This window comes from Mitsuaria sp. TWR114, assembly GCF_007997345.1.
This window is the reverse complement of the sequence record NZ_VOSR01000897.1, coordinates 1-1,102: the sequence shown is the minus strand read 5'-3', so window position 1 is coordinate 1,102 and position 1,102 is coordinate 1. Positions and strand designations below refer to the sequence as shown.

The 1,102-nt window shown below is 68.0% G+C and carries 1 protein-coding gene and 1 pseudogene; one reads left to right on the top strand and one right to left on the bottom strand.

Annotation, left to right across the window (positions count from 1 at the left end; all coding sequences use genetic code 11):
* Window positions 1–364 (bottom strand): LysR family transcriptional regulator (locus tag FUT87_RS25490; protein WP_147242808.1); only part of this gene is annotated, 364 nt, incomplete at its 3' end.
* A gap of 96 nt (window positions 365–460) precedes the next feature.
* Between FUT87_RS25490 and FUT87_RS25485 the strand changes: the two are divergent.
* A pseudogene (locus FUT87_RS25485) lies at window positions 461–1,102 on the top strand (5-methyltetrahydropteroyltriglutamate--homocysteine S-methyltransferase); the annotation flags it as partial.

The following is a 1,102-nucleotide window of genomic DNA, read 5'->3' as shown; positions in this document are numbered from 1 at the left end:
GCCAGCGCTCGCGGAAGGCGTCCATCGCCGGCATCAGCCAGTCGAAGCAGGTGTGGCACTCGACCGCGATCCGCAGCTGTCCGGCCGATCCCTCGACCAGCTTGCGCACGTCGCGGTCGGCCTCGTCGATCTGCGGCAGCACCAGCTCGGCGAGCTTGAGCAGCCGCTGGCCCGCCACGCCGAAGCTCAGCGGGGAGGACTTGCGCTCGAAGAGCTCGGTGCCGTAATGGTCCTCCAGCCCCTTGAGCTGGTGCGACAGCGCCGACTGCGTGAGGTTCAGCAGTTGGGCGGCGCGGGACAGGTTGCCGGCCTCGCGCAGGGCCAGCAGCGTGCGCAGGTGGCGCAGCTCCAGAGGTGTCTGCATGAGCGATCCTAATGACGAAGGCAAAAAACTTTCGTTTGAATCATAGTTCGCTGGCAGCGAACATTCCGAATCCCATTCAATTTCGAAGAGAACAACATGATTCGGACTCATGTGCTGGGCTTCCCCCGCATTGGTGCCAACCGCGAGCTGAAGTTCGCCCTGGAGCGCCACTGGCGCGGCGAGATCGACGAGGCCGAGCTCCAGGACGTCGCCGCCGAGTTGCGGGCCCGCCACTGGCGCCTGCAAGCCGGCGCCGGGCTGGACCACGTCACCGTGGGCGACTTCGCGCTTTACGACCAGGTGGCCGACTTGATCCAGCTGTTCGGCTGCGAGCCGGCACGCTTCGGCTTCACCGGCGAGGAGTCGCCGCTGCGGCGCTACTTCGCCATGGCGCGGGGCGTGGCGGCGCATGAGCATGGCGAGGGCTGCGGTTGCGGCGCTTCGGCGGGCGAGGGCGCGGCGGCGCTGGAGATGACCAAGTGGTTCGACACGAACTACCACTACCTGGTTCCCGAGTTCGACGCCGCCACCGCCTTCACGCTGCACGCCGACCGGCTGCTGGCCGAGGTTGACGAGGCGATCGCGCTCCCCGCGAGTCCCAAGGCGGCGCTGCTCGGGCCGGTGAGTTTCCTGTTCCTGGGCAAGAGCAAGGAGGCAGGCTTCGACCGCCTCGCGCTGCTGGAGCGCCTGCTGCCGGTGTACGAGCAGCTGCTGGTGAAGCTCGCGGCGCGCGGCGTG